The 6,363-nt window shown below is 72.4% G+C and carries 6 protein-coding genes; 3 read left to right on the top strand and 3 right to left on the bottom strand.

The genetic code is table 11. The features are described from left to right. On the top strand, window positions 1-183 hold a 183-nt coding region (locus ACIRBX_RS13430), incomplete at its 5' end, for a hypothetical protein (RefSeq protein WP_402296216.1). Between the two features lie 48 nt (window positions 184-231). Here ACIRBX_RS13430 and ACIRBX_RS13425 read toward each other — a convergent pair. From ACIRBX_RS13425 to ACIRBX_RS13415, 3 genes are all read right to left on the bottom strand, one after another. Continuing rightward, entirely contained in the window at window positions 232-1,671 is a 1,440-nt protein-coding gene (locus tag ACIRBX_RS13425) for an MFS transporter (RefSeq protein ID WP_402296215.1), read from the bottom strand. Between the two features lie 105 nt (window positions 1,672-1,776). After that, window positions 1,777-2,265: a MarR family winged helix-turn-helix transcriptional regulator gene (locus ACIRBX_RS13420; RefSeq protein ID WP_402296213.1), complete on the bottom strand. Its 489-nt coding sequence runs from the start codon at window positions 2,263-2,265 to the stop codon at window positions 1,777-1,779. 75 nt (window positions 2,266-2,340) lie between these two features. Continuing rightward, entirely contained in the window at window positions 2,341-2,622 is a 282-nt protein-coding gene (locus ACIRBX_RS13415) for a protealysin inhibitor emfourin (protein WP_402296211.1), read from the bottom strand. Between the two features lie 376 nt (window positions 2,623-2,998). Here ACIRBX_RS13415 and leuA point away from each other — a divergent pair, with 376 nt between their 5' ends. Both leuA and ACIRBX_RS13405 read left to right on the top strand, forming a co-directional pair. Beyond that, on the top strand, window positions 2,999-4,780 hold the full coding sequence (gene leuA, locus ACIRBX_RS13410; protein WP_402296209.1) for a 2-isopropylmalate synthase: 1,782 nt from the start codon (window positions 2,999-3,001) through the stop codon (window positions 4,778-4,780). A gap of 357 nt (window positions 4,781-5,137) precedes the next feature. After that, window positions 5,138-5,686, top strand: coding sequence for a TerB family tellurite resistance protein (locus tag ACIRBX_RS13405; RefSeq protein ID WP_402296208.1), 549 nt, complete (start codon window positions 5,138-5,140; stop codon window positions 5,684-5,686). The last annotated feature ends 677 nt before the right edge of the window (window positions 5,687-6,363 follow it).

Raw genomic sequence — 6,363 nt, 5'->3', positions numbered from 1 at the left:
CGGTGGCGGAGTGGGTGGTCGGCCGGTGAGGGCTGGTGTTCCGTGCTCCACTCGCCGTCAGTGGCCTGGTTGCCTGGTCAACTGCCGCTCGGGGTCGGCGACTTCAGCTGCTCCTGGCTGCTCGCGACCACCCGCCCCGCCGGGCGCCGCAGGGCGGTGGCGGAGTGGGTGGTCGGCCGGTGAGGGCTGGTGTTCCGTGCTCCACTCGCCGTCAGTGGCCTGGTTGCCTGGTCAACTGCCGCTCGGGGTCAGTGACTTCAGCTGCTCCTGGCTGCTCGCGACCACCCGCCCCGCCGGGCGCCGCAGGGCGGTGGCGGCGATCGCGGTGGCCGCCAGCAGGAGCAGGGTGCCGAGCAGGAAGGCCGCCCGGAAGCCGCCGGCCAGCGCCTCGGCCTGACTGCGGCCGGCCTCGGCCAGCGCCTCGCCCCGGCTGCCCGCCAGGGTGACCAGCACGGCCACCCCGAGCGCGCCGCCGACCTGCTGGGTGGTGTTGAACAGACCCGAGCTGACCCCCGCGTCGGCCGGAGCGGCGTCCGCCATGGCCAGCGAGGTGAGGGCGGCGATGGCCAGTCCGAAGCCGCCCGCCAGCACCATGGTGGGCAGCAGGTGGAGGGCGTACGAGGCGTCCGCCGGGAGCCGGGTGAGCAGGCCGATCGCCACCACCAGCAGGCCCAACCCGCCCAGCAGCACGGCCCGTTCGCCGAAGCGGGCGACCAGCGGGGCGGACAGCAGCAGCGAGACGCCGCCGATCACCACGGCGGCCGGCAGCATCGCGAAGCCGGTGGCGGCGGCGCCGTAGCCGAGCACGTTCTGCAGGTACAGCGCGATCAGCACCTGGAAGCCGAACAGTGCGGAGACCATCAGCACCTGCACCAGATTGGCCGCCGCCACCCGGCGCGAGCGCAGCAGCCGCAGCGGCAGCAGCGGCTCGGCCGCGTGCCGCTGGCGGAGCAGGAAGCCGGCCAGCAGCAGTACCGAGACCGACCCGAGCAGCAGGGCGCCGGGGCCGGAGCGCTCGATCGAGACGATCGCGTAGACGCCGAGCATCAGACCGGCGGTGACCAGGGCGGCGCCCGGCAGGTCCAGGCCGCGCAGTGAGCGGGCCGGGCCGTCGGCGGCCAGCACCCGGAGCGAGAGCAGCACGGCGGCCAGGCCGATCGGCAGGTTCACGAAGAAGATCCAGTGCCAGCCGACCGCCTCGGTCAGCACCCCGCCGAGCACCTGCCCGAGCGAGGCCCCGGCGGCTCCGACGAAGCTGAACGCACCGATCGCCTTCCCGCGCTCGGCCGGTTCGGGGAACAGCGTGACGATCATCCCCAGGCTGACCGCCGAGGCCATCGCCCCGCCGACGCCCTGGGCGAACCGGGCCGCGATCAGCAGTTCCTGACTGCCCGCCAGCCCGGCCAGCAGCGAGGCCAGCGTGAAGACCGCCAGCCCGGCCGTGAAGATCCGGCGCCCGCCGAGCAGGTCGCCGAGCCGGCCGGCCAGCAGCAGCAGTCCGCCGAAGGCGATCAGGTAGGCGTTCACCGTCCAGGTCAGGCCCTCGGCGGTGAAGCCCAGGTCGGCCTGGATGGCGGGCAGCGCCACCGTGACGATGGTGCCGTCCAGGATGATCATCAACATCCCGGCGCAGAGCACGGCCAGGGCCGTCCAGCGCGAGTACGTGGTCATGGGTTTCCTCCCCGTTGCCGTTGGCGACAAGAAGGAAGCTATCAGATAGTCCCGTAGTGGACTATCTTTTACGGTCTTGGATTGTGGTGGACGGTCCGGTCGGCCTCAGCCGCGTGGCCGGCGGGCCCGGCGTACGGGGCGCTCGCTCTCCGCCGGGGTGGCGAGGTGGCCGTCGTACAGCGTGGTCAGCCCGCGCAGCAGCGCCGCGCGGTCCTCCTCGGCCACCGCGGCCAGGGCGGCCCGGTGCACCCCGTCGGCCACCTGCACCCCGGCCGCCACCGCCTCGGCGCCGGACGGGGTGACCGAGATGATCCGGGCCCGGCGGTCGGTGGAGGACGGCCGCCGCTCGGCCAGGCCGAGCCGCTCCAGCTCGTCCACGGTGACCACCATGGTGGTCTTGTCGAGGTCGGCGATCTCGGCCAGCTGGATCTGGGTGCGCTCCTGCTCCAGGGCGTGCAGCAGCACGCAGAAGCCGCGCGGGGTGATGCCGAGCCCGCTGGCCGCGAAGGCGGCGGACATCCGGGTGGAGAGCACGTGGCTGGTGTGGGTCAGCAGGGCCGACAGGTCCGGCTCGGTGCGCGAGGGTTCGGTCATCCCCGCAGTCTACAAACTGCGGCACCAGCGGGATTATCCGGAAGTGGACTACTCCACTCCCGCCGCCGTCGGCCCCTACTCCACCGCGAGGCTGAGGCCCTCGCGCAGCACCAGGGAGACCAGCTCGTGCTGGGAGTCGGTGAGCTTCGGGTCGGCGCAGTGCACCGTCCGGCCGTCCACCGTGATCGCGTAGTGGAACCCGTCCGGCACTCCGTAGGAGGGGTTGCGCAGCCCGCCGGCCACCGCCTCCCTGGCCAGTGCGTGGACGTGCGGCGCGTCGGTGCGCGCGGCGGTGTCCAGTTCGGCTCGGAAGGGGTGGCCGGCCAGGCCGCCGGTCCGGGTCACCTGGATACGCATGGTTGCCAGTGTGCTACCCACGGACGCGGTGGCGCTGCCCGTTTCGGTGAAAATTCGGCACCGGATCGGCGAGCGGATCAAGGAGGTGACACCCCGTCCGGCTGACGGCGCGTCAGTTCGAGCCGTCTCGCTGGGTGGGACAGTGGCCTGCCTCACTTCGGCGGGCACGTCACCTGGGTTACGCTGGGCGACATCATGCGCTACCGGCTGCTTCTTCTTAGCTGCCGCGGCGAGGGCCTGTAGACCACGAAGGCCGGCTCCCTCGCCGCGGGATGCTGTGCTGTTCCCGTACGGATGCGGGGCAGTGGTCGGCCGAGTCGGGTGTCATTCCACCCCGACCAGCCCGCAATCGAGTTCGGAAGCCGAGAGTCCCTTCATGACTGAGCAGTCCGCCATCGCTCGTGCCTTCAACGACCGCCCCACCCCGATCACGGCCGGCAGCGTCCAGCAGAAGCCGTCCGGGATGCCGTTCCAGCGGTACGTGCCGTTCGGCACCATCGACCTGCCGGACCGGACCTGGCCGTCCAAGGTCATCACCCAGGCGCCGCGCTGGCTCTCCACCGATCTGCGGGACGGCAACCAGGCGCTGATCGACCCGATGTCCCCGGCCCGCAAGCGCAAGATGTTCGACCTGCTGGTCAAGCTGGGCTACAAGGAGATCGAGGTCGGCTTCCCGTCCTCCGGCGCCACCGACTTCGACTTCGTCCGCTCGCTGATCGAGCAGGACGCGATCCCCGAGGACGTCACCATCTCGGTGCTGACCCAGGCCCGCGAGGACCTGATCGAGCGCACCGTGGAGTCCCTGGTCGGCGCCCCGCGCGCCACCGTGCACCTGTACAACGCCACCTCGCCGCTGTTCCGCCGGGTGGTCTTCAAGGGCAGCAAGGACGACATCAAGGCGATCGCCGTGGACGGCACCCGCCTGGTGATGGAGTACGCCGAGAAGATCCTGCGGGACGAGACGGTCTTCGGCTACGAGTACTCGCCGGAGATCTTCATCGACACCGAGCTGGACTTCGCCCTGGAGGTCTGCGAGGCGGTGATGGACGTCTGGCAGCCCGGCGAGGGCCGCGAGATCATCCTGAACCTGCCGACCACGGTCGAGCGCTCCACCCCGAACGTCTACGCCGACAAGATCGAGTGGATGTCCCGGAACCTGACCCGCCGTGAGTTCGTCGCGCTCTCCACCCACCCGCACAACGACCGGGGCACCGGCGTGGCCTCGGCCGAGCTGGCCATCATGGCCGGCGCCGACCGGGTCGAGGGCTGCCTGTTCGGCCAGGGCGAGCGGACCGGCAACCTGGACCTGGTCAACGTCGGGATGAACCTGTTCTCCCAGGGCGTCGACCCGATGATCGACTTCTCCGACATCGACGAGATCCGCCGCACCGCCGAGTACTGCTTCCAGATGCCGGTGGCCGAGCGTCACCCCTACGCCGGCGACCTGGTGTACACCTCCTTCTCCGGCTCCCACCAGGACGCCATCAAGAAGGGCTTCGACGCGCTGGAGGCCGACGCCGCGAAGGCGGGCGTGCCGGTCGGCGAGTACACCTGGGGCGTCCCCTACCTGCCGATCGACCCGAAGGACGTCGGCCGCTCCTACGAGGCGGTCATCCGGGTCAACAGCCAGTCCGGCAAGGGCGGCATCGCCTACGTGCTGAAGAACGACCACAAGCTGGACCTGCCGCGCCGTCAGCAGATCGAGTTCTCCCGGATCATCCAGGCCAAGACCGACGCCGAGGGCGGCGAGGTCACCCCGGCCGAGATCTGGAGCGTCTTCCAGGACGAGTACCTGCCCACCCCGGGGAACCCGTGGGGCCGGATCTCGCTGAGCGGCTCGCGCAGCCTGGAGACCGAGGACGGCCGCGACGCGCTGCGCGCGGAGGCCGTGGTGGACGGCCGCCCGGTCACCCTGAGCGGCACCGGCAACGGCCCGGTCTCCGCCTTCGTCAACGCGCTGGCCGGGATCGGCGTCGACGTACGGGTGCTGGACTACGCCGAGCACGCGCTGAGCGAGGGCGGCGACGCCCAGGCCGCCGCGTACGTCGAGTGCGCGGTGGACGGCAAGGTGCTGTGGGGCGTCGGGATCGACGGCAACACGGTGCTGGCCTCGCTGAAGGCCGTGGTCAGTGCGGTGAACCGGGCCCAGCGCGGCTGACGGTGCGTCAGGGGGGCCGCTCCGGCGGCCCCTTCGGCGTCTCCGGGGGCAGTTCTGGCGGGGGCGCGAGGATGTGTTCTGCGACACATTTTTACCCGTTCGGGGTGCTGACACCCGCGCTTAACCATGGCAGCATCTACCCACCGGAACCGGGGTCGGTGGGACGACCGCGGCGTCCGGTCGCGTGACCTGCCCATTGTTGTGCAGGCCGCCTGCCATGTCTGGGGAGTTGGCGCCGTGACAGGGTTGTGGGGTGTCCGTCCTCGGTGGCGGACTGACGTCCTCGGTGATTTCTACTGTCCGGGCTGCGGCGGGGACCGCAACTACCGCCGGCAGCACGGCCGGCGGTGGCTGCGGTTGTTCGGCACCCCGGTGCTGCCGGTCGGCCCGGTGACCGGCTGCGTGCAGTGCACCACCTGCCACCGGCGGTTCGGGCTGGAGGCACTCGACCAGCTCACCTGCGTGCGGCTGGCCGCGATGCTCCGGGACGCGCAGTACACCGTCGCGCTCGCGGTGCTGGCCGCCGGGGGCACCGCCGCCCGGGCCGCCCGGGACGCCGCCTGCGAGGCCATCCGGGAGGCCGGCTTCGAGGACTGCGGCGAGGCCCAGGTGCTCGCCGCCCTGGCCGCCCTCTCCGGCGTCGGCGGGGACACCCCGCTCGACCTCGACACCTCCGGGAGCGGCCTCACCGTCGAACTCCACGCCGCACTGGAGCCGTTGGCCCCGCACCTGGCCCAGCCCGGCCGCGAACGCCTGGTCCTCCAGGGCGCCTGGATCGCTCTCGCCGACGGCCGCTACCTCCCGCACGAGCGCACCGCCCTGGCCGCCGTCGGCCGCTGCCTCGACCTCCCAGCCGCCCGCACCGAGGAACTCCTCGAGGTCGCCACCCGCACCACCTCCCACTGAGCCGGGCCCGACTCCCCCCTCCGGGCCCGCCGCGACCCGCACCCGCAGGACGGTTCCCCCACGGACCAGGGTGCGGGTTCGCGGCTGCGTGCTTCCGGCAGGGCCGAGCCGGCCTGCGGCGGGCTGCGGGCTGCGGGAAGCGACGCGAGCCACTGCCGGTGGCCGCGCTGGCCCTGCGCGCCGTCGGCCGATCCTCCGCGCGCCCGCGGCGGGCGGCCGGGTTCCGACTCGGCCAGGTCTCGGGGGTCGGTTGCCTGGGGTGGGCTGACGGGGCGTGAGTCGAGCCTGGTGCCGCCGGAGGCGGCCGTCGGTAGTGCGCCTGCGGCGGGCTGACGGGGTGTGAGCCGAGCCCGGTGCCGCCGGAGGCGGCCGTCCGCAGCGCGGCCCAGCAGGGTCGCCCCTGCTGTCCGAGGCTCACCGCAGGCGTTGCGCTCGGAACTTCCCCGGTTCGCCGCAGGCGCTTCCCGTTCGGCTGTCCGAGGCTCGCCGTAGGTGTTCGGCCCTTGCCGGTGCTGTTTATCGGAGGCGGTCGTTGGTGGTCGGGTTCGGCTGTGTCGCCCTGGGTGGCTGCCGGAAGCTCGCCGCAGGCGCTTTCCGTTCGGCTGTCCGAGGCTCGCCGTAGGTGTTCGGCTCTCGCTGGCGCCGGTTGTCGGAGGCGGTCGTCGGTGGTCGGGTTC

The sequence above is a fragment of the Kitasatospora sp. NPDC096147 genome (genome assembly GCF_044763225.1).
Taxonomy (GTDB): Bacteria; Actinomycetota; Actinomycetes; order Streptomycetales; family Streptomycetaceae; genus Kitasatospora.
The sequence above is the reverse complement of the archived record's forward strand: the minus strand, read 5'-3'. Positions and strand labels throughout refer to the sequence as shown.

Coding starts and splice junctions, on each gene's coding strand:
- ACIRBX_RS13425 (WP_402296215.1), bottom strand. CDS start 1,671: ATGACCACGTACTCGCGCTGGACGGCCCTGGCCGTGCTCTGCGCCGGG.
- ACIRBX_RS13420 (WP_402296213.1), bottom strand. CDS start 2,265: ATGACCGAACCCTCGCGCACCGAGCCGGACCTGTCGGCCCTGCTGACC.
- ACIRBX_RS13415 (WP_402296211.1), bottom strand. CDS start 2,622: ATGCGTATCCAGGTGACCCGGACCGGCGGCCTGGCCGGCCACCCCTTC.
- leuA (WP_402296209.1), top strand. CDS start 2,999: ATGACTGAGCAGTCCGCCATCGCTCGTGCCTTCAACGACCGCCCCACC.